The organism is Epilithonimonas bovis DSM 19482 (assembly GCF_900108115.1).
GTDB lineage: Bacteria > Bacteroidota > Bacteroidia > Flavobacteriales > Weeksellaceae > Epilithonimonas > Epilithonimonas bovis.
Genome location: NZ_FTPU01000017.1, coordinates 37,812 through 64,712, shown reverse-complemented (window position 1 = coordinate 64,712; position 26,901 = coordinate 37,812). Strand labels below are relative to the sequence as shown.

Annotated in this window: 24 protein-coding genes and 1 pseudogene; 10 read left to right on the top strand and 15 right to left on the bottom strand. The window is 38.4% G+C overall.

The window, feature by feature from the left end; translation table 11 throughout:
* Positions 1 to 411 (bottom strand): annotated as a pseudogene (locus tag B0B05_RS09020) (IS982 family transposase); the annotation flags it as partial.
* A gap of 139 nt (positions 412 to 550) precedes the next feature.
* Between B0B05_RS09020 and B0B05_RS09015 the strand changes: the two are divergent.
* On the top strand, positions 551 to 1,153 hold the full coding sequence (locus B0B05_RS09015) for a hypothetical protein (protein ID WP_076783327.1): 603 nt from the start codon (positions 551 to 553) through the stop codon (positions 1,151 to 1,153).
* A 10-nt stretch (positions 1,154 to 1,163) separates the two neighbouring features.
* On the top strand, positions 1,164 to 2,126 hold the full coding sequence (locus B0B05_RS09005) for a helix-turn-helix transcriptional regulator (protein WP_159435866.1): 963 nt from the start codon (positions 1,164 to 1,166) through the stop codon (positions 2,124 to 2,126).
* 12 nt (positions 2,127 to 2,138) lie between these two features.
* Here the strand turns inward: B0B05_RS09005 and B0B05_RS09000 are convergent, their stop codons facing one another.
* From B0B05_RS09000 to B0B05_RS08975, 5 genes are all read right to left on the bottom strand, one after another.
* A complete protein-coding gene (locus B0B05_RS09000; protein WP_076783331.1) occupies positions 2,139 to 2,735 on the bottom strand; it encodes an HD domain-containing protein in 597 nt (198 codons plus the stop codon).
* A gap of 86 nt (positions 2,736 to 2,821) precedes the next feature.
* Positions 2,822 to 3,505: an XAC2610-related protein gene (locus B0B05_RS08995; protein WP_076783324.1), complete on the bottom strand. Its 684-nt coding sequence runs from the start codon at positions 3,503 to 3,505 to the stop codon at positions 2,822 to 2,824.
* Positions 3,506 to 3,809: 304 nt separating this feature from the next.
* Positions 3,810 to 4,502: a dipeptidase PepE gene (gene pepE, locus B0B05_RS08990; protein WP_076783323.1), complete on the bottom strand. Its 693-nt coding sequence runs from the start codon at positions 4,500 to 4,502 to the stop codon at positions 3,810 to 3,812.
* A 304-nt stretch (positions 4,503 to 4,806) separates the two neighbouring features.
* Entirely contained in the window at positions 4,807 to 6,231 is a 1,425-nt protein-coding gene (locus B0B05_RS08980) for a hypothetical protein (protein ID WP_076783321.1), read from the bottom strand.
* A gap of 100 nt (positions 6,232 to 6,331) precedes the next feature.
* Entirely contained in the window at positions 6,332 to 9,118 is a 2,787-nt protein-coding gene (locus B0B05_RS08975; RefSeq protein WP_076783320.1) for a TonB-dependent receptor domain-containing protein, read from the bottom strand.
* A gap of 282 nt (positions 9,119 to 9,400) precedes the next feature.
* Between B0B05_RS08975 and B0B05_RS08970 the strand changes: the two genes are divergently transcribed.
* The 3 genes from B0B05_RS08970 to B0B05_RS08955 all read left to right on the top strand — a co-directional run bounded on the left by B0B05_RS08970 (position 9,401) and on the right by B0B05_RS08955 (position 12,291).
* A complete protein-coding gene (locus B0B05_RS08970; RefSeq protein ID WP_076783319.1) occupies positions 9,401 to 9,955 on the top strand; it encodes an L-threonylcarbamoyladenylate synthase in 555 nt (184 codons plus the stop codon).
* Between the two features lie 465 nt (positions 9,956 to 10,420).
* Entirely contained in the window at positions 10,421 to 11,851 is a 1,431-nt protein-coding gene (locus B0B05_RS08960; protein ID WP_076783317.1) for a CCA tRNA nucleotidyltransferase, read from the top strand.
* Complete coding sequence (locus B0B05_RS08955; RefSeq protein ID WP_076783316.1) at positions 11,848 to 12,291, top strand: GreA/GreB family elongation factor; 444 nt, start codon at positions 11,848 to 11,850, stop codon at positions 12,289 to 12,291. Before B0B05_RS08960 ends, B0B05_RS08955 begins: the two co-directional genes overlap by 4 nt.
* 9 nt (positions 12,292 to 12,300) lie before the next feature.
* Here B0B05_RS08955 and B0B05_RS08950 read toward each other — a convergent pair whose 3' ends face one another.
* The 7 genes from B0B05_RS08950 to B0B05_RS08920 form a co-directional block, all read right to left on the bottom strand.
* Positions 12,301 to 13,029, bottom strand: a complete 729-nt coding sequence (locus B0B05_RS08950; protein WP_076783315.1) for a LytR/AlgR family response regulator transcription factor — start codon at positions 13,027 to 13,029, stop codon at positions 12,301 to 12,303.
* 128 nt (positions 13,030 to 13,157) lie between these two features.
* Positions 13,158 to 14,183, bottom strand: a complete 1,026-nt coding sequence (locus B0B05_RS08945) for a sensor histidine kinase (RefSeq protein WP_076783314.1) — start codon at positions 14,181 to 14,183, stop codon at positions 13,158 to 13,160.
* Entirely contained in the window at positions 14,176 to 14,466 is a 291-nt protein-coding gene (locus tag B0B05_RS08940) for a DUF3861 domain-containing protein (protein ID WP_076783313.1), read from the bottom strand. Before B0B05_RS08940 ends, B0B05_RS08945 begins: the two co-directional genes overlap by 8 nt.
* A gap of 155 nt (positions 14,467 to 14,621) precedes the next feature.
* Positions 14,622 to 15,839: an ABC transporter permease gene (locus B0B05_RS08935; protein WP_076783312.1), complete on the bottom strand. Its 1,218-nt coding sequence runs from the start codon at positions 15,837 to 15,839 to the stop codon at positions 14,622 to 14,624.
* A 451-nt stretch (positions 15,840 to 16,290) separates the two neighbouring features.
* Positions 16,291 to 17,028 (bottom strand): ABC transporter ATP-binding protein, encoded by a 738-nt coding sequence (locus B0B05_RS08930; RefSeq protein ID WP_076783311.1) that lies wholly within the window; start codon positions 17,026 to 17,028, stop codon positions 16,291 to 16,293.
* A gap of 99 nt (positions 17,029 to 17,127) precedes the next feature.
* Entirely contained in the window at positions 17,128 to 18,381 is a 1,254-nt protein-coding gene (locus tag B0B05_RS08925) for an efflux RND transporter periplasmic adaptor subunit (protein WP_076783330.1), read from the bottom strand.
* A 105-nt stretch (positions 18,382 to 18,486) separates the two neighbouring features.
* Entirely contained in the window at positions 18,487 to 19,791 is a 1,305-nt protein-coding gene (locus B0B05_RS08920; protein WP_143745982.1) for a TolC family protein, read from the bottom strand.
* Positions 19,792 to 19,976: 185 nt separating this feature from the next.
* On the opposite strand from B0B05_RS08920, the gene B0B05_RS08915 reads away from it, so the two are divergent.
* The 5 genes from B0B05_RS08915 (at position 19,977) to B0B05_RS08895 (ending at position 24,780) form a co-directional block, all read left to right on the top strand.
* On the top strand, positions 19,977 to 20,771 hold the full coding sequence (locus B0B05_RS08915) for a thymidylate synthase (protein ID WP_076783310.1): 795 nt from the start codon (positions 19,977 to 19,979) through the stop codon (positions 20,769 to 20,771).
* A gap of 44 nt (positions 20,772 to 20,815) precedes the next feature.
* The gene (locus B0B05_RS08910; RefSeq protein WP_076783309.1) at positions 20,816 to 21,052 is read left to right on the top strand and encodes a hypothetical protein; all 237 of its coding nucleotides are present in this window, start codon (positions 20,816 to 20,818) and stop codon (positions 21,050 to 21,052) included.
* Positions 21,049 to 21,357, top strand: a complete 309-nt coding sequence (locus B0B05_RS08905; RefSeq protein WP_076783308.1) for a hypothetical protein — start codon at positions 21,049 to 21,051, stop codon at positions 21,355 to 21,357. The genes B0B05_RS08910 and B0B05_RS08905 overlap by 4 nt, the downstream gene beginning before the upstream one ends.
* Positions 21,358 to 21,449: 92 nt before the next feature.
* Positions 21,450 to 23,960, top strand: a complete 2,511-nt coding sequence (locus tag B0B05_RS08900; RefSeq protein ID WP_076783307.1) for a M1 family metallopeptidase — start codon at positions 21,450 to 21,452, stop codon at positions 23,958 to 23,960.
* A 178-nt stretch (positions 23,961 to 24,138) separates the two neighbouring features.
* Positions 24,139 to 24,780 carry an outer membrane lipoprotein periplasmic chaperone LolA1 gene (locus tag B0B05_RS08895; RefSeq protein ID WP_076783306.1) on the top strand — a complete coding sequence of 214 codons (642 nt, stop codon included), beginning with the start codon at positions 24,139 to 24,141 and terminating at the stop codon, positions 24,778 to 24,780.
* 257 nt (positions 24,781 to 25,037) lie between these two features.
* Here the strand turns inward: B0B05_RS08895 and B0B05_RS08890 are convergent, their stop codons facing one another.
* Both B0B05_RS08890 and B0B05_RS08885 read right to left on the bottom strand, forming a co-directional pair.
* Positions 25,038 to 26,129, bottom strand: a complete 1,092-nt coding sequence (locus B0B05_RS08890) for a glycosyltransferase family 4 protein (protein ID WP_076783305.1) — start codon at positions 26,127 to 26,129, stop codon at positions 25,038 to 25,040.
* Positions 26,126 to 26,899, bottom strand: a complete 774-nt coding sequence (locus tag B0B05_RS08885; RefSeq protein WP_076783304.1) for a polysaccharide deacetylase family protein — start codon at positions 26,897 to 26,899, stop codon at positions 26,126 to 26,128. Before B0B05_RS08885 ends, B0B05_RS08890 begins: the two co-directional genes overlap by 4 nt.
* Between the last annotated feature and the right edge of the window lie 2 nt (positions 26,900 to 26,901).

Here is a 26,901-nt window from a genome sequence, read left to right as displayed (position 1 = left end):
AGCGCAAAATCCTTTGTTGGGATAAGCGTAATCTACATCTTTACAAATCTTGCTTCTGGAACAACGGGATATTTTACATACTTCCAAAGGCATGCTGTCTACTACGAAGTAGTTTTCAAATTCATTAAATTTATCCACCATTTTCTTTCTTATTTCTTCAATAAAAGGAAATAGTTTTCGCTTTCTCCTATTGTAAACACTTCTATCAATTTTTGGTTCAATTTCAAAACCCTTTATATCTCTAAAAAGTTGATGTTCGGAATCAATGGACTTAAATTCAGCCTGAATAATCAAACTAATTAACTCTATATCAGACAGTTTTGGTATTGGTTTAAAATAAAAATTTTCAATTTCTGATATTTCTCTTAAATTATTTAAAATTAAATTGTAACTTGCCTCAAGGTTGCTCATAATTGTATTTGATTGGTAGTCAATACAATATACTAATTTTTAGTTACTTGAGCAACCTTTTTTATAATGCACTACGGGTTAATAAAGTAAAATTTAAAATCTGGAAACGCAATATTCAAAAAGATCAAAATATTACATAATGCTAAAAAAAATTTTGTTAACTCTTTTTCTAGGATACACCTTAATTCTAAGTGCTCAAAATAGAGATCAATATGTAAAGTGGAAGCTATCGGGAAATTATTCGAAAATTAAAATAGGAAACACAACGGCAGATCAATATTCTACTGGTCTCGCAGTTGCTGTAGCAATTGACGAAAATGATGTTTATGATTCTGCATCACTTTATCTTGAGCCGTTCGTTAATTATTCGTTTTTTACTAAAAGTCTTTTTACCAAACTTTCATACCAGACATATTCAGCTGGGATTAATCTCAAAAAACATATTAATTCATATAATAATAAAAAAAGCTTTTTCATATTTATTGGACCAGAATTGGCATTTATTAGATGGAAACAAATTTTGAAGTCAGGTGACGAATACATTAAAATAAAACCCGATTATATGATTAACATTGGTTTAGGTTTATTTGTAACTAATAATATCGAATTAGTAGCTCAATATAAATTTGGTTTGTCAAAAGTGTATGGTATAGAGTCTCTAAATGATGAGCATAATATTCAAACTCTCTCAATAGGAATAAGACTAGGATTTAACCAAAATTGGTGGTTCCGTGGAAAATAATTATTGACTTATGTATGCAACAATGCGGTGTACTAATTTTTCAAGTTCCTTTTTTGCAAGTTCTTCATCAGCTTCGGTGATTCGTTGCTTACCTGTCCCTGATAAATTCTCAGAAAGTTTATTTGCAAGTTTGGTATTGGCAGATTTATTATTAGGATACATCAATCTCGCTAGTTGTGCATTATTGACAATAGAGACGTCCTTCAAAAACCTTTACAAAGCTTATCTTTTGGGAGGCGATTATAAGACCTCTGCAGATTATTTTCAGCAGTATGACAATATCAGGGACAGCCTGAATATCGAGGAAAAAGCGGTGAATGTAGAACGGGAGAAGATAGAATCCAGTTTCCGGGACAAGGAGCAGGCTATGGAACTGGAGAACAATAAGAAGCGGCTCAACCTGCTCTACGCCATTGTGGTACTTTTAATTATTTCTTCGGTACTTTTGTTTTTGATTGTCCGTTATAAGAATAATCTTTACAAAGAAAAAATAGAAAACGAACTGGTGGCGTCGCGCGAAAAAGGATTAAAACTGGAACTGGAACTTAAAAATAAAGAACTGGTATCCAAATCATTGCTGGAAACAGAACGTACCGAACTTTACCAAAGCATTACCAACGAACTACGAGATATTGTTTCTACTGATGACCCGGAACTTCTCAAACAAAACCTCAACAATGTAATTTTCCGCCTCAGCCGCAACCATTCTACAACTAATTGGGATGAATTCAGCTTCCGTTTCACCAATGTTTATGATTCTTTTTACGAAAAGCTGCAGGACCTTCATCCCGGCCTTAATCATAATGACAAAAGATTGTGTGCCCTGATAAAACTGAACCTGAGCTCCAAAGAAATTGCTGATATTACAAAAACGAGCATCAAATCTGTTGAAAACTCCCGCACGCGGCTAAGGAGAAAACTAGGCCTTACCAATACAAAAACAGAACTGAACCAGTATTTGTCAGAACTATGACAAACTTCGGAATCATTGAGTTGCCTGTAATTTTTTATCATCAATACTTTTAGAAATCAGGCTCCGGAAGCACTCTCCCATCTCATCAGATGCTCTGCAGATGGCATTTTCCAACATATTACGGACTTGTTTTTCTGTAACGCCGGCTTCTGTCCAACTTTTCCCCGAGGTATAAGAATTAAGGATAAACGGCATAATCCTGTCTATAGCGCAAGCAAAAACAGCGTCCGGGGTTCCTTCTTCTTCAAACTCAATCCAGAGATTGTAAAATTCGTCTGCCAAAGGCTGATCAAGAATACCGAAAATCTTTTTGGCGGCCAGTTTTTCCCTCTCAAATTTCCCTTTCATGGCCTCTTCATCAAACAGAAATGTATCGCCTGCATGGATCTCGACCAGATCATGGATGGATAACATCCGAATCACCCTCAGCAAGTTGATTTCTGTATTATTTTTAGCATACGGATAAAGGATTTGTGCCAGGATAATAATTTGCCAGCTGTGCTCTGCCGTATTTTCGCGGCGTGTATCATCGGCGTTATAATTGCGTCTCTGTACATTTTTCAGCGCATCCACGGCAAGGATAAAATCGATCTCTTTCTGTATTTTCATATGTATAATTTTATTTTTTTCAAAGGTCATTTTCAGTCGCCTTAATTCATCGGTATTTTGTGTTTCAAATCAGGGCGATTCAATTTTTAATCTTTATAATAATCGTCCATTTTATATTTCTTGGTTTTATTGACCCATTTATTTTTGATGAGATTTCGCGTTGTTACCTTAACGAATTCGCCACCCTGAGCATCTTCTTCCAGTTCGTACACTTTCTGCAATCCTTTTTTGGGGATCACGGCGTACTCTGTTGTAATATGCCAGCAACAGCCGGATTTTGCAAAAGTGCTGATACGTTTTCGCTCGTGATCTGTCTGGAACATACCGAGGTTTTCGTAGGCTAAAGCCGTTAATTCTTTGCTAATAACATACTGATTTTTGGTAGAATTGTAAACATAAACATCATAAGACGGGCCGCCATAACTACTTTGATTGCCGTTTCTTACAGCAATATCCTCTGAACCGTCAAAGTTGAAATCATCAAAAATCAAAGGGCTCTGCTCATTATAAAGCTGAATAACATTCACGCTGGGCTGTTGGTTTTTATTCAGATAAAAATACAGATCATCGGAACTCAGTGTCTGGAAAATCTGTTTTGATTTTTTATCGATTAAGCTAATGGTACCTTTGCCGCTACAGGTATCGCCTTCGCAATTTTCGACGGCGATCTTCGCGTCAAAACGGTTGGATCCATCCTTAATAACGAAATTCTTTTGCGCCAGCCCCAACGTAGAAATGCCCAAGAGCAGACAGATGATATTCTTTTTCATAGGTCAATTTTTATTTTCAGAAACTGCAAGATATTTTTATATTCTCAAATTTTCTTTATTAAAAAAACTTCTGATTCTCGCAGATTTTTCCGATTACGCAGATGTTGCCATTAAAATCTATAAAATCAGCCTCGTCAGCGAGAATATTATATTTTCAGTATCTAATTAAGTTGTGACTTCTATTTATTTTTTCAAAAACCACATGGTATAGCGTAAGCTTATCAGTATTGATCTTACTTTTTTTAACCGGAGTTCGATGATTGATAATCGGGTTTCAAATCACGAAGGTTTCATAACAAAGCATTTACAATTGTGTTCCGGGCCCTACTTCATAAGGTTCTTTGCCTTTCTCGAATATTCTTGTAAGTCCGGAACCTTCCACGGTTATTTTATCATCAATTTTCCTGATCCAGTTGCCTTCCCGCAGGCCAATGACTTTGGTGTCATTCTGTGTGAGGAATTCTTTGATCCTGGTTTCCCTCGTTTCTCCGTTATGTTTAATTTCCGGATTAGGATCCAGGTAATGCGGATTGATATTAAAAGGAACCAAGCCCATACAATCAAAACTAGGTGGGTAGACAATCGGCATATCGTTGGTAGTTTTCATATTAATCCCGCCAATATTGCTGCCTGCGCTGCATCCCAAATAAGGTTTTCCGGCTTCTACATTGTATTTTAAGATATTCATCAATCCCAATTCGTGAAGGGTTTTTACCAGAAGAAAAGTATTGCCGCCACCGGTGAAAAATGCTTTCGCAGAATAGAGGGCTTCTGTTTTATCATCAAAAGTATGTAGGCCTTTGACATTGATATTAATGCTTGCAAAAAACTGTTCTGCTTTTGCGGTATAATCATCGTGAGAGATTCCGCTTGGTCTTGCGAAGGGAATGAATATTAACTCATTAATACCATTAAAAAGACTCTGAAGTTCTGGCTTGAGATATTCTAAATATTGACCACCGAAAAGTGTGGATGTGGATGCGAGGATGATGTTCATTTAGATGTTAGATATTAGATGTTTGATGTTTGATGTTTGATGTTTGATGTTTGATGTTTGGCAAATTTCGGGAAAATGTTTTGTTATGGATAGAAAATATTTTGGAGTTTCTTTCATTTATTTTACGGATAGCAATTTACATAGCTTTAAAACTTTAGAATATAAGTTTACTAAGCAAAAATATTGTTTCCGGATCCAATGTAACTTTGCGGAAAAACGAATAGTTTTGAATTTCAAAAAAAAATCCCCTGGAAAAAATTCCAGGAGATTTTCATTGAAAAATTTTTATGAAATAAATTAACTATTACAAATTAAAATTGGTCCAGCTTGCATACCAGAAATCATTGGCGTCCTTAACAGCACCTCTGTAAGTTACGGATGTGAATCCTGCAAGCAAAGGATTGGTGAAAACGCCACCCGATAACAATGGAGATCCTGCAGCAGGAGAGAAATTCGGTGTTGTTCCGGCAGGGTTCCAAGGTCCTGTAATTTTCGCATCTGATCCAAAAGTGAGGATCGAATTATTATTGGTATCAAAATACGTTTGTAAAGCAGCCAGATTGAAACCTGTAGGTGTTGCAGCTGCGCCATATTTCAGTGGAACCGGGCATCCTGCAATAATGTTGTTTTGGAACATCAATTTTCCGCTGGTGATGTTATTATCAGTTGCAGTTCCTTTTGTAGCATCTACAAATAATCCCGCCAAAGGATAACCCATAATCAAGGAATTGAATAAAGACATTGCAGAATTTCTTCTGATCTGTGCACCATTCTGAAACAAAATATTAACATTTGCTGCGTTAGTAGCTGTTGCAGTAGATTGAATAGGGCCAATAATTGTCATATTAGAAAATACTGCGGCTGTCTGAGGCGTGAGAGCAGAACCATTGGCATCGTTGTCAGATTCAAAAGCATTAGAACCGGAAACGTCTGCCACCAACGGATCTCTAACAGCGATTCCAAATTGTACTTTCCCGGAAAATCCGTTGTCTGTATCGAAATCATCATCCAGACCTTTATAAGCAATTAGGTGAGTACAATTTACAGTACCTCCGAACCATTCGAAGCTGTCATCATTGGCATAAGAAACCTGTACATAATCTACAGTCGTTCCGCTTCCAACACCTCCGAAAGTAAGTCCATTGATCTCTTTATCCGGCAGAAAAGCGTAACCCGCATATTCTATTCTTACGTATTTTAAAACCCCGCTATTATCTGCAGCATTTGTTCCGCCATATAGTCCGTCTCCGGCAGCATTATTTATACCACCTTCAATCTCGCCGATACCTTGCTGTCCGTTATATGAAGAGTTGGTAGGTGCCGCTCCCAGAATTACCACTCCTGCCCAATCGCCACGTTTTGGAACTGGTTTTTCTGATGTGAAAATAATCGGATTATTGACCGTTCCTTCCGCCATAATTTTTGAGCCTCTTGTGATGATTAATCCACCATTTTTGTCCGCTTCACCTACTATTTTAGTTCCAGGTTCGATGGTTAATGTTGCACCATTGGTTACATAAACCAATCCTCTCAATTTATAAGTGTTGTTAGCTTTTAGAGTAAGGTTTGACGTTATTTTTCCCGTAAGGATCAAGTTTTCCGTTGTACTTGTGCCCGTTCCACCCTGAGTAATCACTTCGCCGTCTTCTTCTATTTTTCTGCAAGAGTTTGTGGTAAAGGCTATCACACCTACCGTTAAAACACCAATTAAGATTTTGTTAAGTTTCATATGTATATATTTATTGTTTTAGAGGTCATTGCAATCCCGATATCTTCATTTTTAATCTAAAATCAAGGGATTTCATTTTATTTAGATATTATTATTTATTTTAAAAACTGTAGCCTAATGTTAAGCTGATATTGGTTCCAGTCAATCGTTCGATTGCTAAAGCATCTGTTTTATCATATTTTTCATTATTATTCAAATCGTGATAATATTTTGCTCGCTGGTTTAATATATCTGAGATGTTTAATTTTATCTCCGCCTTATTATTCCATATTTTTTTGGCGATCTGATAATCTAAAAGCGGTCTTGGTGCTTCCCATATTGGCGGAACCTGATCATTTCCTACATACAATATTCTACGTCCGATCACATTAAACAAAACAGTAGAAGAAAGTCCAAGTTTGCTGTTATCATACTGCAGGCTTGCATTCACAGTGTAAGGAGACTGTCCCTGCATTGGACGGTCTGTATTGGTTTTTGTGTCTTTTACACGATTGTGGATGTATGAAAAATTACCGCCAGCCGTAAAATTCTGTAAGAAACCTGCGAAGTCTAATTTTCTTCTGAATTCGAATTCCGCTCCGTAAGCATTTGCTTTTTCGGCATTCAGAAAATTGAATGTGTTACTTGTTCCTGCGCCAGACTGATTAAAGTAAACTTCGATGGGATTTTTAAAATTTTTGTAAAAGCCTGCTACAGAAATAATTTCGCCGGTTCTTGGGTAAAACTCCCAACGCAAATCTGCATTTGTAATTTTTGTTCTTTGCAAGTCCTTATTTCCTATAACTGTTGCACCTAGATCAAAATCATAGTAGGCCAATGGCGAAAGTTCCCGGAACTCTGGTCTTACAACGGTTTGTGAGCCAGCAATACGCACATTCATTTTATCATTCAACTTGAAGGTAAGATTCAATGCGGGAAGGAAATCCGTCACCTTGGAATATACAAAACGGTCATCCGATTTTTTGGTACTCCCAATTAACTGATCGAAATTTTCTACCCTCACGCCCCAAACTGCTCTTATCCAATCGGTGATATTATTGTCCAATTGTAAAAATCCTGCGTTGAGAATCGTATTGGCAATATAACGGTACTGGTTACCAGCGATTTCGTTAAAAGTGAACTGATTGCTGTTACTGCCAAAATTTGAAGGATTAAAAATAGTTTCAAAAGACTGTGCAAGCAGTGCCTGATTGAATCCCTGCAATTGCACCGAAAAAGGTCTTGCATTGTAAATCCTGTCTTTTACCTGAAACAAGTATCCTGCTTTCACGGTTTGTTTCTGACCAAAGAGTTCAAATGATTTTGATAAATCTGCACCGGCATTATAGAGATAGTCGTTCAGATTTGAGTTAAAGAAACTTCCTGATTTCTGGGACAATCCATTAGAAATCAAAGCGAGATATGGACTTCCGGGAAGATTGGTATATTCATTATACTGCAAACGCTGCAACATTGGCACGTATTGATCCAGAATCCCAAAACTTCCGTACCAGTTCAGATTGAGTCCTGCAAATTTATGATTACCATTGATGGTAGAATTATAAAAAGTCGTTTCCTTAAAGCCCAATTCTCTCGCAATAATATTAGTTCCATTAATAGGATCAAACTCAAAATCCTTACCTGTACGTAGAGAAACGTGATTGACACCAGTATGTGTAATAATATTTTTGATGGAAATCTTGTTGTTGGCATTCAGCTTTAAAGATAAATTCAACATACTACCCAAAATGACTTCATTGGTATATTTATCAGTACTGTAATCGAAATTGACATCTGCATTTTCACCATTAATCGTAAAGAAACGGTTTTTGGTATCAGTTCTTCTTTTAAGATTACTGTAATTCAGAACGGCAATAACGCCTAATTCCTTCCCGAAAACTTTGGTATTGAACCCGCCGTCAGCCTGAAAAGACAAATTCTCCGGCCAGCTCAGGTTGTTATAGTCAAAATTCTTTACATATCCTTTCCCGAAGTCGGTTTTCTGAGCTTCAGAAAGAATTCCGAATGCATTTTTTGTAGGAAATCCAGAAGGTAAAGCTCTACCTTTATCATCAATTCCCAGAAAATCATATTTCCCCGATTTCTGTATTGCAAATTCTCTGTTGATCGTGATGCTGTTTGCGCCAACGCCCACCTGCATATTAAAAAAGTTTTTGGCAGGTATATCTTTGGTATTAACCTGGATTAGACCGCCTGCCCATTCTCCGGTATATTCCGGGATAAAAGCTTTATTAATTACCAGCGTTTCTATGACATTCGCAGGAAAAAGGTCGAATGAGAAAGTTTTTTTATCCGGCTCGGTGCTGGATAGCTGAATTCCATTCAACATCGCCTGATTATAACGATCGGAAAGTCCTCTCACGACGATGTATTTACCTTCCAGCAAACTCACTCCGGAAACTCTCTTCAGAACCTCGCCGGTATTTCTGTCTGGACTTTTTTTAATGGCTTCTACCCCAATAACCTGTGATACTACTGCAGAATTTTTTTGCAAAGCAATAGTTGAGGCTATTGATTCTTTTTTAGCGCTTGATTTTAGTACAACACCTTCTATATTAGATTCTTTAGCTTCCAATCTATGAAGCAATATATCCAGATGCGTATTTTCCTCACTCAGAGAAACGTCTGAAATCTCCTTACTCTGATATTGGGCATTACTAATTTTTAAAGTGTACGTAAGTTTTGGATCCAGAGAAACAGAAAAATTCCCGGAAACATCGGTTGTAACCTGTTTGTCATTAATACTAACTGTAACTCCTTCTACAGGAGAATTATCTTTGTCATCTAAAACCCTACCTTCTAATATATGGGTTTGTGCAAAAATAAAAGTGCCGCATAAAAATGCTCCCGCTATACATATCTTGCGATAGGTCTGGTGAATTTCCATTTTTCTCTCAATTTTTATCTGGCGTAAAGAAATAATTTGGAGAGTAATCCGAATGTATAAGAAATATCAACTATTTTTTAACATCCTGTTAAGAAAATCAGGATTATGTTAAATCAACCTTAACAGGTTAATACAATTTAAAAATCTGTTCATTTATCATTAAATTTGCAACAGAAAATTTTTACTAAAAACCACACCTGAAATAAACAATCACCTGAAAATCAAAATATTAAAAGCTTTAATAGTTATTCACATTCGGTTTTCACCAAAATCTGCACTTATATGGACTTAAATCAGACAATAGAAATACTACAATCTGGCGGAACCATCCTTTACCCTACCGATACCATCTGGGGAATCGGCTGTGATGCCACCAACCCCGAGGCCATCCAGAAAATTTTCGATATCAAAAAAAGAGAAAAAAATAAATCTCTCATTATATTAGTAGAGTCCGAAAAAAGATTGCAGGATCTGGTAGATGTGCCTGAGATGGCCTGGCAAATTATTGACCTTAGCGAAAAACCAGTGACCATCGTCTACGAAAATCCAAAAAATTTGCCGAAAGAATTATTGGCACAGGACGGAAGCGTCGGTATCAGGATTGTAAAAAACGATTACTGCAAAAAGCTGATTTCCAAACTCAACAGACCGTTGGTTTCAACATCTGCCAATCTCAGCGGTCAAAAATCTCCCATGAAATTCAGTGATATTTCCGACGAGATCAGACAAAGTGTAGATTATATTGTAGAAGAAAACCACGACAAAGTTTCAGAATACGCCGGATCGTCCGTCATCAAGGTATGGAATGACAATCAGATAAAAATCCTGAGAGAATAAAAAACCAGCGGATGACCTTTTACAAGACCATCCGCCGGAAAAATAAACTATGAAAAAAAACTACTTTTTGTACTGACCATAATCTCAAAAAGAATACCGCAGTTATTTTCATAGCAAAATGTCTGATTTTCAGACTTTAGCAACCAACAAAAGGCCAAAAAGTCCTGATAATCAAAAATTTGGGCATGCCCCTTTGTTTGCCATGGCTTGGCCACAGCAAAACAAGCGGGTCGGTCTGCGGGCAGTCGCTCTCTGGCGAGGAGCTCCAACAATGCCCTCCGCCCTCACGCAGCTGCGCATAGTAGAAACTTTTCCCAAAAGAATTATCTTTGCAGAAATAATTACGAAAGTTCCCAGGACATTTCTTTGCTAAGTAAAACGGCTTTGCTGACTTAAAAGCAGTTAGCAGTTTTAATAAGTCTTTGTGAACTTTGCGTTTAAAAATTGATTTTTGAACTCATAAAAATGTTTATCAACCTCAAACAAAATAAAAACCTCAGGCTTTTCAAAATCATTTCAGAAGTAGCTGGCAAAAACGGCCAATCCGTTTACGCAGTCGGTGGATTTGTTAGGGATCTGCTCATGAAAAGAAAAGCGCCCACAGACATCGATTTTGTAACTGAATCCAGCGGAATAGCGCTTGCAGAAAATATTGCAAAAGAAATTGACCCCAAGGCAAAAGTGGCCGTTTTCAAAACGTATGGCACCGCTATGTTCCGTTATAATGACTTGGAGCTGGAATTTGTAGGTGCAAGAAAAGAAAGCTACAGCGAGGATTCCAGAAAACCGGCCGTAGAAATTGGCACGTTGGAAGATGACCAAAAACGCAGGGATTTTACCATCAATGCGATGGCAATTTCTCTTAACCAGGAAAACTTTGGTGAACTGATTGACCCTTTCGGCGGGTTGCAGGATCTGGAAAACAAAATCCTCAAAACACCTTTGGAACCTCATAAGACCTATTCTGATGATCCGCTAAGGATGATGCGAGCCATTAGATTTGCCACAACGCTGGATTTCGAAATCGAAGAAAATTCACTCAAAGCCATAAAAGAAGAAGCTGAGCGAATGAAAATCGTTTCTATGGAGCGCATTATGGTAGAATTTAACAAAATTATGCTTTCGGAAAGGCCTTCCAAGGGATTAAAACTCCTGGAAGAAACCGGGCTCCTTAATTATATCCTACCGGAACTCATTGCTTTAAAAGGCATCGAAGATATTGACGGCCAGACGCATAAAGACAATTTTTACCATACTCTGGAAGTTGTTGATAACATCTCCGAAAACACAGATAAACTCTGGCTGCGATGGTCAGCCCTGCTGCACGATATTGGTAAAGCACCGACTAAAAAATTTGTAGAAGGCACGGGCTGGACATTTCATGGCCACGAGTTTGTAGGTTCCAAGCAAATCAAAAGTATATTCAAGCGCTTAAAACTGCCTTTGGGAAATGAACAGAAATATGTGGAAAAGCTGGTGAGAATGCACGCCAGGCCTATTGCACTTATTACAGACGACGCATCTGATTCAGCTCTCAGACGCCTATTATTTGATTCCGGGGAAGATCTCGAAGATCTTTTTACACTTTGCAAATCAGACATTACTACTAAGAATTATTCTAAGCAAACCCGTTTCAAAAAGAACTTTGAATATGTAGCGCAGAAAATAAAAGAGGTTGAGGAGAAAGATCACGTCCGGAACTTCCAGCCGCCTATTTCGGGAGAAGAAATCATGGATCTATTTGGCCTGAAACCGGGACGAGAAATCGGGATCCTGAAAGAAAAAGTGAAAGAAGCTATCCTGGAAGGCGAAATCAAAAATGATAAGATTGAAGCAAGAGAATTTGTTATTAATGAAGCAGAAAAATTAGGATTGACTTTAGTAAATCAAAAATGAATAAAAAAGAAGACTTAATACAAATAATCAACCAAAAGCTCTCAGAAAAAATCCGGAAACTTGAAAGTATGATTTTGGAAACCCGGGCTTCCAACAATGATACAAAAAGCTCTATGGGTGACAAATACGAGACCGGACGGGAAATGCTGCAGCAGGAAATTAACAATCTCCAGATCCAGCTGAATGAAGTGCTGAAACAGCAGGATTTCTTAAAAACCATCGCTAACAAACCGAATGAGAAAGCTGAAAAAGGCGCATTGGTAAAAACTGAAAAAGGACTGTTTTTTATCTCTGTTTCCCTGGGCGAAATTATATCTGAAAACCAAAAAATCATCTGTATTTCCCCGGAATCACCATTGGCAAAAGCTATGAACGGCAAGCAAAAAGGTGAAACCTTGTCTGTGAATAATATGAGCCAGAAGATTATTGAAATTATATAATCTTAATCATCAAAGGCTTCTTCCGCCGATATAATCCATCAGAGCATCTTTGTAATTTGGGGCAATAGCAATTTGCTCATTTCCGATTACGATATGATTTCTCTCAATCGCCTCAATTTTATCCAAGGTAATGATGTATGAACGGTGGATTCTCATAAAATTTTCTGAAGGCAGTTCTTCCTCCAACTTTTTCAAACTCATCAGAGTCAGCACAGGTTTCGGATGATCTTTGAGAAAAATTTTCACATAATCCTTCAAACCTTCTATATAAAGGATTTCTGAGAAATTAATCTTGATCTGTTTATATTCAGATTTTACAAAGAAAAATGCCGTTCTTTTTTCTGCTGTTTTTCCAACAGAAACAGACTGTTGAGATTCAAAATAATTTCGGGCTTTGGTCGCAGAATTCAAAAATTCGTTATAATCAAACGGTTTCTGCAGATAATCTAGCGCATTCACTTTATAGCCATCAATCGCATATTGGTCAAACGCGGTCGTAAAAATGACTTTGCTGTTTTGTGGCAGCAGTTTAGAAAACTCCAGGCCAGACAAATCCGGCATCTGTATATCCAGAAAAAACAAATCAATATCCTTATGCTCCTGCAAAACCTCCATGGCTTCAATCGCGTTGTTACATTTGGCTTTCAGCTCCAGAAAAGGTGTTTTCAGCACATAACTTTCGATTAAGTTCAAAGCCATAGGTTCGTCATCGGCAATCAGGCAGGATATTTTTTTCATATGTAGATATTTTTTTAAAGGTCATGTACAATCGCATAATCTTCGCCAGTGTTTATCTCACTCTTTTAAATTTTTAACCGGAATTTGGTGATTGATCAATTGCTCTTCCAAATTATAGTGATTTACGATCATTTTGTTTTCAATTTCACTTCAGCAATGTACATTCCGTCGTTCTGGCAGGAGTGAAACTCATGTTTTTCTGGATACAGCAAGTTAAGCCTTTTTTTCAGATTGTCAACACCGATCCCCGAGCCGCTTTTGTCTGAATCCGTCTTTGGAAAATTAGAATTAGAGGCTGTAAACAGGATCTCATCTCCGTCAATTTCCATTTTAAAATTGATATCAGACAGCTGCGTTGCAGAAACACCATGTTTGAAACCATTCTCCACGATTGAGATAAAAAGCAGAGGCGCCACCTGGAGGTTGGGGACTTCTTTCGGAAAGTTGGTGTACACTTTCGTTTTGTCATTCAGGCGCAACGCCATCAGTTCGATATACTTGTTCAGGAAGTCAATCTCATCCGAAATGCTAATGGTTGCCGCCTCGCTTTTATAGAGGAAATGCCGCATCAGTTTACTCAGACTGTGGACGCTCTGCTTGGCTTTCTCCGGTGCAAAGTCTATCAGGGAATAAATATTATTGAGAGCATTGAATAAAAAATGCGGCTGAAGCTGATACTTCAGATGCTGAAGTTCGGACTGAAGCTTGATATTGTCGGCCTCAATTTTCATTTCTTCGGCTTTCTGCATTTTTTTCCCGGCATTGATAGCAATGGAAAACGCAACTGGAATCAGGTAAATCAGGAAATCAAAAAAATAGCGAATTCCTTCGGGAGGACGTCGTCCGGGCATTCTTGGACGTGGCGGCTCAGACCATTCAAAAATCTGGTTTTTAAAATAAATCAGAGTAAGTAAAAAAATCGCATTGGTGACAAAAAACCACATTTTTTTATCATCAAAAAGCCATTTTACAAGTACAAAATAATTGATGTAGAAAATTGCTGCCAAAAAAATGAGCTGTAGCCAAAAATGCCTAAAAACACCACTCCAGTCAGTTTCCGCACCGAATGAAAATGCGGCAGGAAGAAAAAACAAAACCAGCCAAACCAATAGATGCAGGCTGATTTCTAAGTTTTTATTTTTGAGGTTAATCATTTTTAAGTTTCTTCATAAATTCACCGAAGGCCGGTTTCAGTTCCTCAAAAAGAGGATGATCCCGATGGCGGAGCATTACTTCGGAGAAAAGTTTGATCCCCAGTGCAAACTCTGTTGCATCATTTTCGTTTCCAAACAGATTTTTTGATTTTAGAACTTCGATGATTTTAAAAAGATCATCGTGATTAACAAATTCAAAATCAATCGACTTTAGTACCTCGGCAGAATTTTTCAAAGACAATTCTTCGAGGTGGATTTTGTAGTAATTATTTTTCTTTTCCATAATTTAAAATTTAAAACGTTTCAGCCCTCTGAAAATTGAAGACTTGTGAAAATTGCTAAGCAACGAATTTAAAAATTTTTCCAGCATCATTCTTTTTCATTTTTGAAATTAATTCTCTCCGACAGTAAGCGTTTAAGAATATTTCCTTAAACTAATTATTCATATCTCAATGCGGTAATAGGGTCTTGCTGTGCTGCTTTCCTTGCCGGATACCAGCCAAAAAACACGCCTGTTACCGTGCATACAACAAAGGATAGAACGATAGAACTCAGGGTAATGCTCACCGGCCAGCCTGCAAAAGTTTTGATGGCAAAGGTAGCTACAAGGCCGATTAACACACCCAGGATACCTCCTGTTATACTTATAAGCACCGATTCTATAAGAAACTGCATCAGAATATCTTTGCCTTTGGCACCAATAGCCATCCTCAGGCCAATTTCACGGGTCCTTTCCTTTACAGAAACATACATGATATTCATAATCCCAATACCACCAACCAAAAGGGAAATACTTGCAATAGCAACCAAAAGCACTGTGAGCATCTCGCTTGTGGAGCTGAATGTGGAAATGATCTCCTGCTGGGAAGAAACATTAAAATCGTTGTCTTCTTCAGGTTTAATATGGTGCTGATTTTCTATAATTGAGGTAATCTCATTCACAGCTGCTTCAGAATCATCCTCACTCAGAGATGATGCCACGATAGACTGAAGATAGGTCTGCGCCAAAATCCTTTTCTGAACTGCTGTATAAGGTGCAATAATAATGTCATCCTGATCTTGCCCAAACGTGTTTTCGCCTTTTTCCTTTAGCACACCAATCACTTTAAAAGGAATATTCTTGAAACGGATCATCTTACCAATAGGGTTATCATTCGGGAAAAGATTCTCCTGTACAGTTTTACCTATAACGGCCATTTTAGCATATGCTTCTACATCATCTTCTGTGAACATAGAACCTTGGTCCACGTTCCAGTCACGGATTTTAAGATATTCCGGGGAAACACCGTAGATGGTAGTCGGCCAGTTGTTGGAACCGGCAATGCTCTGCCCACTGCCATTCACCAAAGGTGAAATACCCTTTATAAGCGTTGCCTGAGATTTGAGAGCCTTGTAATCTGCCAGAGTTAAAGTCTGCATCGCTGAAGGATCAGAACGTACACCGCCCATCATACCTGCACCAGGGCGGATGGTAATCAGGTTGGCTCCCATGCTGGAAATATTTTTCTTGATGCTTTCTTTGGACCCTTCGCCAATCGCCAGCATTGCAATAACGGATGCCACACCAATGATGATGCCGAGCATTGTAAGCATTGCACGGGTTTTATTAAGGAGAATGGTTTTCCAGGCTATTTTGAGTAAGTTGGTAAAATTCATTTTTCTATATTGATGGTTTTTAACGCGAAGACCACAAAGAATTATTTTATACATCCTATTTTACATTCGCAAAGCCATTTTACTCAGCAAAGAAAAAAGATAGGTACATTTTTTTCAGATTTAAAATTGTTCCTGATTGAAGAAACTTTTATTTTTAATAAAAACTTTTTTGCAAACCTCTCTGCATCATTATCTTTTTCATCATCGTCTTCATCAATCTGCAACATAACGTTCGCATCACATCTTCATCTGAGGTCCACAAAAAAGTTATTTTATTATTTTTTACTTGTCGTCTTTTTAAAAACTTTCTACAGATCCGGCAACTTCATCTCATTTCATGATCTTCAGCTTATCGGTCTTCATATCCGGACCTGCAAAAGTTAACTTCATCTATCCGTCTTCATTAAGGTTAAAAAATTGTATTTTGAAATCATTTTTTTTTACAGCATAATTATTCATTCTTAGGAAGTTTTGCCAGCTCTTCCGGCGCAAAAAGACGGTCGGTTACCTGTCGGTCCTCGGTGATGCGGCCGTCCCGCAATACCACGGTACGTTTGCTGAATCTCGCAATGTCATCCTCATGGGTTACAAAGCCAATTGTGATCCCCTGGTCATTGAGTTCCTGAAAAATATTCATCACTTCGTAAGATGTGCGGGTATCCAGGTTTCCGGTTGCCTCATCGGCCAATAGAATAATAGGGTGATTTACCAGCGCTCGTGCAATTGCAACCCTTTGCTGTTGCCCACCGGAGAGCTGACTCGGGACATGATCCATCCTGGTTCCCAGGCCTACTTGTTTCAAAGCTTTCACGGCGCGTTCCCGTCGCTCTTCTGCGGACACTTTGGCATTGTACAACAGTGGAAGTTCCACGTTTTCGAGCGCACTCGTTCTGGCCAGCAAATTATACGACTGAAAAATAAAACCTATTTTGGTATTCCGGATTTCTGCCAGCTGATCTTTGGTTAAATTTTTCACCAGAACACCATCCAATTCATAAATTCCGGAACTTGGCTGATCCAGGCAACCCAAGATATTCAGCAGCGTAGATTTTCCCGAACCACTGGTCCCCATAATGGTCACAAATTCGCCTTCATTGATGGTAAGATCAATCCCCTTGAGCGCATGGACAATCTCATCGCCCATCCGGAATTCGCGCTTAAGGTTTTCTATTTTTATGATAGGTTTCATTTTTTTAGTTCAGGGTTTAAAGTTCTAAGTATAAGGTTTGATTAATTTCAGTTTTGAGTGCTAACATTTGAGCGCTCAACTCAAATTTTTGAATTTATATTAATTCGGTGGCGGCCCCTGGCTTGAACTTGACTTTTTATTGTTATTGCCCGGCCTTTTTGGCATAAAAGGACTACTGACTTCAGAATCTGTTTTTGCTACTGCGTGCTGCTCATCCAGATTGGTTACAATCTGCTCCTTACCACTGAGCCCTTTTACCACCTGCACATTTACACCATAACTGATTCCTATTGTAATCTGTTTCTGGGAAAGGCTTCCGTCATTATTTTTAATCCAGATGAACTTATCCTTATTTTTCCCTGTTTTGATGTCCGGGATTTTCGCAGTGATACCATTTTGCTGATAATATTTTTGTAAAGTTTCGGTATCGGGGCTGAAACTGATCGCTGCTGCCGGAATTGTGTTGATACCGGTAAGTTCCTGAGTATAGATTGTAATGGTTGCCGTAAGGCCCGGTTTCAGTTTCTGTTCAGGATTATCAGCATCAATGATGACAGTATAGGTTACCACATTAGACTCTGTCGTGGCGGCCAGTCGGACCTGACGCACACGCCCGCTAAATTCTTCCTGAGGATAAGCATCTACAGTAAAACTCACACGCTGTCCCACTGCTACTCCACCAATATCGGCCTCATCCACATTGGCTTCCACCTGCATTTTGGTAATATCTTTGGCGATGGTAAACAATGTTGGTGTTGTCATACTGGCAGCAACGGTCTGCCCTTCTTCTACTTCCCGGCTCAGCACAATGCCGTCAATCGGGGCGTAAATATTGGCATAACTCAAATTGGTTCTGGCCTGGGCCAAAGCGGTTTTTCTCTGGCTTACGGTCTGCTGCGAGTTTTTGATCTGATAGGCCGCCTGCTCATAATCCGCTTTGCTGATGACGCCAGCCTTATACATATTACTTTGTCTGCTGTAATTTTGCTGATAATAATTGAGCTCGTTCAGTGCGGCATTGTACTGGGCCAAGGCATTGTTAACCGATTCCTGAAGGTTGGTTTTATCCAGCTCGGCCAATAATTGCCCTTTTTTGACCTGAGAATTGTAATCAGCATAGATATGATTGATGATTCCTGAAACCTGCGTTCCCACTTCTACCTGATCCACTGGCTCTACTGTTCCGGTTGCGGTAACCGATGTTGTAACATTTTGCCCCGTCATCTTCACGGTCTGCACAGCGATATTCGTTTTTTTATCGGAAGCGAAATACCGATATACGAAGAATACAACAATAGCTGCAATAAGCACTATGACGGAACTTTTGAAATATTTTTTATATTTTGGATTCATAATCTTGATCTGTTTATTTTCGTTTTCCAAATCCTAAAAATTGAAATCATAATGAATTTGCATTTTTAGGCGGATGGGCAAAATTTGGTTTTTTTGTAACTGTTTTTAGTCTGCTGTTAATGCTTTTCCCTGATAAAAATTTAACAATTGAGTATATAAAGCCGACATATATTTGGATTGCAGATAAGTCTGCTCGTTAGTCAGATAGGTATTTCTGCTTACTGCCAATTCTGTAGTTGTCAGGCCGCCAAATTCATATTTTTTACCGGCGAGGTCGTATGATAATTTGGCATTGTCCCGGGCCACTTTAGACGCTTTCTGCTGAGCCTGATTGGCAATGGCGTTTTGCCAGGCAGTTTCTATAGAAGAATACAGGGTTTTACTTGCACTGATCTTATCGAGTTTATTCTGCTCAATATTAATTTGAGCTAATTTTACATTGGTATCGTTCTGCTTTTTAGAGAAAATCGGGACGTTCAGCGACAAGCCAACCGACTTATTAAAATTGTTTTTCACCTGGTTAAAATAACTGTAATCCTGTGTAGTGGTATAACCGGTGTTAAAGCCAGCTGTTGCAGAAAGTGTTGGTTTGTAGCCGGTCTTTGTAATTTCCAGCGCCTTTGTAAGAATCTCATTTTGCGAATCATAAATTTTAAGATCAGGGAGATTTTCTATTGCCTGCGAAAATACTTCCTGTTTATCCGGAACAGCATCCATCGCATCACTCAATTTTATTTTCTCAATCTGGAAATCAACACTTGGGTCCAGTTCCAGTAACTGTTTCAGTTTAAGAACCTGTTGATTGTAGAGATTTTCAGCATTCACAACAGTGTATAGGTTTTGTGCATTTTGCGTCTCTACATCCGCCAGTTCCAGCTTGGAGATGGCTTCGTTTTTATATTTAGTCTCAGTCAGTTTTAGTTCCTGAGCCGAGGAATTAGCGGTATATTTGGCACTTTCTATGCCTTCATAATAGTACAGCGCCTGCAGATAACTGTTGAGAACATTAAGTACAATATTGTTTTCCGCCTGTTTCTGGTACAGCGCAGATTGATCCAGGATCATTCTGTTCTGCTCGATTTGCAGGTTCAGCTTATTCCCTTGGTAGATTGTCATATTACCACTCAGCCCAAAACTGTTTGACAAAATATTCTGATTGAGGAAAGAACTGGTTATCGGGTCTATACTGGAGCCATTCGTAACACCCAGAGAAGCCGAACCATAAACGGTAGGCAGTTTGTTATTTTTCTGCTGCTGATAATTAAGCGAAGCAGTGGTTTTATCAAGGACTGTTTTTTTTACTGTAATATTGTTTTTCACGGCATAATCCAGGCAATCTCCCAGCGTCCATACTTTCTGAGCCGGCGTTATAATTCCGATGAAAAGCGTTAAGATGAGATATTTTTGCATTGTCCGCTTTATTTTACAAAGCAAAATTGTAGTATAATCAAAAGAATTTCAAATCTAATCGACCAACTCGCGGATTGTATCGATGTTTGAAGATAATGTGCTGAATTCTGATCCAAGTATATCTGATTTTTCATTAAAAATTGATTACTTTGTATCGTTCAATTTTTGAAAAAAAATATACGTTAATGCAAAACTACCTTGATCTGCTCCAGCATATTTTAGACCACGGCACAGAAAAAACCGACCGCACAGGAACTGGCACCAAAAGTATTTTTGGTTACCAGCTTCGCTATGACCTATCAAAAGGATTTCCTCTCGTTACAACAAAAAAAGTCCATCTAAAATCCATCATTTACGAATTGCTTTGGTTCCTGAAAGGTGATACCAACATTAAATATCTGAACGACAACGGCGTATCAATCTGGGATGAGTGGGCGGATGAAAACGGCGACCTGGGACCGGTTTACGGTGCCCAATGGAGAAGCTGGAAAGGCGCGGATAACAAGGTTGTGGATCAATTCTCAGAAGTGATTGACCAAATCAAGAAAAACCCTGATTCCCGCAGATTAATCGTCTCTGCCTGGAACGCTGCCGAAATCCCCAATATGGCTCTGGCGCCATGCCATGCCTTGTTTCAGTTTTATGTAGCTGATGGGAAATTATCGCTTCAGCTTTATCAGAGAAGTGCAGATGTCTTTTTGGGCGTTCCTTTCAACATTGCAAGCTACGCACTTTTGTTGATGATGGTGGCGCAAGTTTGCGGTTTGGAAGTTGGCGATTACGTCCATTCTTTTGGTGATGTCCATATTTACAACAATCATTTTGAGCAGGTTCACAAACAACTTTCCCGCGAGCCAAAGCCATTGCCGACAATGAAACTGAATCCGGATATCAAGGATATTTTTGATTTCGATTTTGAGGATTTCACTTTGGAAAATTACGACCCGCATCCGGGGATCAAAGCGCCTGTAGCAGTATAAATTCTTTTAAACAAATTGATTAACTTTGATTAAAATTCAAAACAATGGAACTGACTGTAAAATTAGAAAATGATGCCGATATATCTTTCATCAAGAAACTGCTTTTGCAATTAAAAGGTGTGAAAAGCATTGATGTTTCTGAGGAAAAAGAATATTCCTTGGAAGAAATTGAAAGTTCGGAAGATTTCAAAAAAGCTTTAGATAAAAGTTTTCAGCAGATTGAAGAAGGAAAATTCGTGGAACATTCCGAAGAATTGATGGATAAAATTTTTGGAAAATGAAACTGATTTATTCAGATTTGGCATTAATAACTTTGAAGGAAATTGTTGATTTCTTGAATTGCAAATGGACTAAAAAAGAAATCAAAACTCTGCGAAAAGATATTTCAAATTTTGAAAAAACAGTTAATGATGGTATAATAAAACATGCAGATTTCGAAGGATATCCAAACACGCAATTTGCATTGATTGGCAAAAAACAAGTAAAAATTATTTACAGAGTAATAGATTCCGAAAAAATCGAAATTGCTCTTTTTTGGCATTGCAAGCAGGATCCAAGAAAACTAAAAGAACTTTTAAACCTATAAAAGTGAAGTTGCAGCTTCACTTTTTTTGTAACAATCCGTTAAAAAACAACACTTATCAACTTTAAAATAATCATTAGTATAAATTCGAAGGAATGAAAAAAATATTAATCGCAGCACTATTCTTAGGTGCTATTTTTAATTCTAATTTTACATTTGCCCAAACCGAAACTTCCGGTAGAGAAGCCGTTTACAGAGCAACACATACCAAAACCACGGAGCTGAAACATACCAAACTAAAAGTCAGTTTTGATTATCAGAAAGAACAGATGAACGGTGAGGAATGGCTCACGGCAAGCCCGTTTTTCTATGCAACCAACGAGCTGACACTGGATGCCAAGGGCATGCTAATCCACGAAGTGGCGCTAGACAAAGGCGGTTCTACGTCTCCTCTGAAATTTGATTGCAAAAATGATGAATTGAAAATTACGCTTGATAAAACTTATCAGAAAAATCAGGATTATACCATCTATATCAAATATACAGCCCGTCCAAGCGAAGTGAAACAGGAAGGAAGCGCGGCCATCAATGATGCCAAAGGCCTTTATTTCATCAATGCTCAGGGCAAAGATCCCGACAAGCCAACCCAAATCTGGACACAGGGCGAAACCGAATCTTCTTCTGCATGGTTCCCAACCATCGATAAACCCAACCAAAAAACCACTCAGGAAATCTATATGACAGTTCCTGACAAATATGTAACATTGTCTAACGGAATCCTAAAAGACTCCAAAAAAGAGGGAAACAGCCTGAGAACAGACCATTGGGTGATGGACAAACGCCACTCTACCTATCTTTTTTTTATGGGAGTTGGTGATTTTGCTGTAGTAAAAGACAAATGGCGAAATATTCCCGTAGATTATTATGTAGAGAAAGAATATGAGCCTTATGCCAAGCAGATTTTCGGTAATACGCCGGAGATGATAGAGTTCTATTCCAAAAAATTAGGCTATGATTATCCTTGGGCAAAGTACGCACAAATGGTTGGCCGTGACTATGTTTCCGGTGCGATGGAAAACACAACAGCTACACTGCACGGTGAGTCTGCTCAGCAAAAACCGGGTGACCTAATTGATGAAAACAAATGGGAAGATGTCATCGCTCATGAGCTTTTCCACCACTGGTTTGGTGATCTTGTAACCGCAGAAAGCTGGAGCAACCTTACCGTTAACGAATCTTTCGCCAACTATTCCGAATACCTTTGGGAAGAATATAAGTACGGGAAAGACAATGCTGATTATCATCTTATGAATGATCTGTCAGGCTATATTAATAACCCGGGTTTGTTCAAAAAAGACCTTGTAAGGTTTGATTATGCTTCCCGCGAAGATGTTTTTGATGCAGTGACGTATAATAAAGGCGGCGGAATCCTGCACATGTTACGGAATTATCTTGGAGACGATGCTTTTTTTGCCGGACTCAATGATTACCTGAAATCGAATGAATACCAGAATGGTGAAGCTCACCAGCTGCGTCTGTCTCTGGAAAAAGTAACGGGAAAAGACCTTAATTGGTTTTTCAACCAATGGTATTTTGGCAGCGGAAACCCAAAACTTAATTACACCTCAACTTACGAGCCTGTAAAAAAACAGGTAACCGTGGTAATCAACCAGTCTCAGGATCAGCCGTTCCAGTTTCCTTTAGCCATCGATGTTTATGATAACGGGAAACCAAAACGTTCGATTGTCTGGGTAGATGCAAAAGCGAAAAATACTTTTACTTTTGACTCTTCTAAGGCACCGGATCTGATCAACATTAATGCAGACGGAATCCTGCTTTCTGAGATCACCGAAACCAAAACACCGGAGCAAAACCTGTTGCAGTTTACCAATTCTAAAGAATTCCTGAGCCGATACAGAGCCTTATCTGCCATCAAAGAAGCTGATGCTAAAAATCCGGCTGTTATAAAATTATTGGCAGCGGCGCTGAAAGACCCTTTCTTCCGCCTGAGAGAACAGGCTTTGGAACAGATTGATTTGTCTAATGCCGATCAGGCAAAAGCATTAACATCCGAAGTGGAAAAACTGGCTTCTAATGATCCCAAAACTTTGGTTCAGGCTGCTGCTGTTTCTGCTTTGGCAAAAACCAAAAATGCAAAATATACACCGCTTTTTGAAAAAGGTATTAATGGCGTTTCTAATGCCGTGAAAGCCTCATCGTTGGCGGGTATTGCAGAAATTGACCCTACTAAAGTGGCTGCTTTATTGGATAAAATCGATCTTGATAATGCTTCTGATGATTTGATTTCAAAACTGTTACCTATTATTGTTAAAAACAAGTCAGAAAAGCAAATGCCGGCCATTGGGACAACGGTGGCCTTCTACCCTTTTATCAAATTCCAGAATCCTACATTGGGAAAATCTGCCGAAGAAGGTTACAACTGGATTATGTCATCGGATAACCTGAAAGCGACTGAAAAAGTGACCAAAATCCTCGTTCAGGCAAAATCCCAGATGCCGGATAATCCACAAGTGAAAATGATGATCAGCCAAATGTTGAAAAACGGCCTGGCCAAGAAAATGGAAGTTCTTAAAAACAAGCCCAACAGCCCGACTGTTAATCAACAGATCGATGCCATTAACAAAGCAATAGAAGCTTTTAAATAACCTACATTAGATAATGTAATACCAAAGCAATCCATCACGGGTTGCTTTTTTATTGGATATCTTCTGCTTCTTTTTATATTGAAAAATTTGGGCATAATCTTTAACAAAACTTTATTATTTCATAAGCTTGGCATCAATGTTGAAAACCTACCTTTGCTAAAAAATTAATTAAGATTAAATGAAAAACCTTTTAATAACCCTATTGACTTTTTTCTTGCTGGGAAGTAGTTTCAAAGCTTATTCACAGACTGCGGACAGCAAATCAAAATCGATTCTGGATGAAATTACCAGAAGTTATAAAAGCAAGAAAAATTCTTATTTCAAATTCACTTATACAACCGGAACAGGAAAAAACAGCCAAAGCCAGACGGGCATTTTTTACTCCGACAATACGCGGTATAAACTCAAAATTATGGGAATTGAGCAGATCTTTGATGGCAATAAGGTCTACAATATCAATGATGATGATAAGGAAGTGACGGTCTCAAAACCTAATAGTAGCCAAACACACTTTTCACCACTGAGCTATCTTGATTCTTATAAAAACGACTACAATGTAAAGTATGCCGGTAAAAAAACCTTGAGCGGTATACCCGTGGATATTATCAAAATGACACCTGTGAAAAACAACGGGATCAAAACGGTAACGCTTTACATCAATACAGCGCAGAAAAAGCTGATCAAACTGGAACAAGTGTCGGGGAATAATGATGTTGCAGTCATCAGTATCAGTAATTATAAAGAAAACCAACCGCTGTCATCATCTGTTTTCAGTTTTGATAAAGCAAAATACCACAACTATTTGATTACCGAACTTTAATAATTATAGATATCATAACTCAATTACATTCCTAAAAATGTAATATTCTCGCTGATAAGGGTGATTTTACAGATTTTAAATTTAGCATCAGTATAATCGGAATAATCTGCGAGAATTAAAAATAAGCAAAAATCCTATTAATAAAGAATATTTCGTGATATGAAAATACCTTATGACCTTTAAATAAGTATAAGCTTAATCAACTTAGAGCATCACAAACCATTGTGATGCTTTTTTATAGTGGTGCGAAGATGATATTACAATCTTTTATATACTGCCATAAGATTTTCTGCGATAACATCATCATTGAACTGCTGTACAAAGGCCAGTCCTTTTTCTTCTCTTCTTTTCCGCTCGGGTTCGTTATCCCACAAAAATTTTATCTTAGCCCTGATATCGTTCACATTGTGAGGATCTACGTAAACTGAGTCCGGTCCGCCGGCTTCGGGGAGGCAGCTGAGATTACTTGTGACGACAACAGTTTCTGAATAAAGTGCCTCTATAACAGGGATACCGAAGCCTTCAAAAAAACTGGGGTATACAAAGATAGTTGCCAAACGGTAAACAGCCGCTAGCTCTTCCATAGAAACCTGCTCCAGAAAATAGATTTCGATATTGTTTTTTTTGATAAACCTTTCAATCTTCCGAAAATAAGCCTTATTCTTTTTTCCGACAACAACCAATGGGATATGGCTCCCTGCCAAAGCTTTTACCAGGTTCAGCAAATTTTTGCGTTCTTCCACGGTTCCTACATTCAGGACAAACTGTTTGGGCAGATTAAACTTACTTCTAACCTTTTCCAAAAAATCTTCGGCAGGCTTTTCCTTAAAACTCTGATGGCATCCCTGATAAACGACTGTTACTTTACGCTCATCAGTTTTCAGAAACTTTATAATATCCTGCCTGGTCTGTTCTGATATGGCGATAATGTGATCTGCTGTTTTAGCCGCTTTTTTAAATTTCCAAAGATGAATTTTGCGGTCAAACCAAGAATAATACTTTGGGAATCTCAAAAAAATAAGATCGTGGATGGTTACCACTTTTTTGATCGGTTTTGGCTCCCAGCGCAACGGCAATTCGCCAGATAAACCATGAAAAATATTTGCATTATTATTCTGCGCATCGATACCCATTTTCAGTTGCCGCGACATTTTGCCACTGCTGGTCTTTACAAACTTAACGTTGGGAAGATCCAAAATATCCTGCCCTCTCTCCGACTGATTTTTATTAAGTAAGAGGTATTGGTTTTGCGGAAAATGGGTAGCCAGGATGCGTACCAAATCCCGCGAATAATTACCCAGACCCGATGTATTGTGGAAAAAACGTTTGGCATCGTAAGCAATAATCATGAGCCCAGTTGATTTTGAAATTGCTGAAAAGTACCAAAACTGTAATGGTTTTTTTTTAACCAGGTTAAAAACCTGTCAAACTTTTTTACCATCGCTTCACCCGTATCTTTTGTGGTAAAACCGGGTAATTTATAGCTTTCTTTTTTGATATTAGAAAATTCCCACGGATGGAAGTAGACATTAAGATATTGGCCGTAAGTATAGGATTTTTTCACCAAAAATTGATATAAAAATAATGGCAGGTTATGGAAACTCAGCCAAAACAACGGAAACCGAAAGTACGAAACCGAGGCCGGCATCATCAGAATATCCTGATCGTAGAAATAAGTTTTGGAAACCTTCAGGTTGTTATAACGGCCGGGCAACCAGGTTGGATTAAGAGAAGAATTATAATGATAACCTGCATCAGCCACAGCTTTTGAAGAAACCGGGCTCATTCTTGGCATCCGGAGTCCGGTAACCTTGGTGTCAAAGAGGCCTTCCAGCTGTTGTCTGGATTCGGCAAGATGTTCCTCGATAAAATAAGAATGATAACAGGTATGACTAGCCAATTCGTGGCCTTGGCTCAGCAATTCGGTGATCAGATCCTGATTATTTTCTGCGAAAACCACAGTGGAGAAAAAGGTCGCTTTTATATCGTGTTTTTTGAGAAGTGCCAGTATCTTTTGAAGCCCATCCCTGGATACCGCCAACTGCTCTTCCAATAGAATTTTGCCATCGTACTCCAATGGCATATCAAACTCTTCTATATCAAAACTTAATAAGATCATAA